The sequence below is a fragment of the Streptomyces beijiangensis genome (assembly GCF_017315755.1).
Lineage (GTDB): Bacteria > Actinomycetota > Actinomycetes > Streptomycetales > Streptomycetaceae > Streptomyces > Streptomyces beijiangensis.
Map to the genome: position 1 here is coordinate 1 of NZ_JAFLRJ010001208.1, position 366 is coordinate 366.

The following is a 366-nucleotide window of genomic DNA, read 5'->3' on the forward strand; positions in this document are numbered from 1 at the left end:
CAACATGTGTCGATTCGCTACACCGACCGACTCGCGGACATCGGCGCCTCCGCGTCGGTCGGTTCCGTCGCGGACTCGTACGACAATGCCATGGCCGAGGCACAGAACGGCACTTTCAAGGCCGAGCTGATCGAGATGCAGGGCCCCTGGAAGGACCCCGCCCAGGCCGAACGGGCGATCTTCCAGTGGATCACCTGGTACAACGAAGAACGCCTGCACTCCGCGCTCGACTACGTGCCACCCGCCGAGTACGAACGCGGCTTCTGGCAGCGCCAGGAACGAGTCCCCCAATCCGCCTGAAACAAGAGCACCGGACTCTACGAAACTCGGGGCAGCTCAGCCGACCGAGGCCGGAGTGATGCCGTA

Annotated in this window: 1 protein-coding gene; it reads left to right on the forward strand. The window is 64.2% G+C overall.

Annotation, left to right across the window (positions count from 1 at the left end; genetic code table 11):
• A partial coding sequence (locus J0695_RS41200) for an integrase core domain-containing protein (protein WP_242553789.1) occupies positions 1-300 on the forward strand: 300 nt, incomplete at its 5' end.
• Between the last annotated feature and the right edge of the window lie 66 nt (positions 301-366).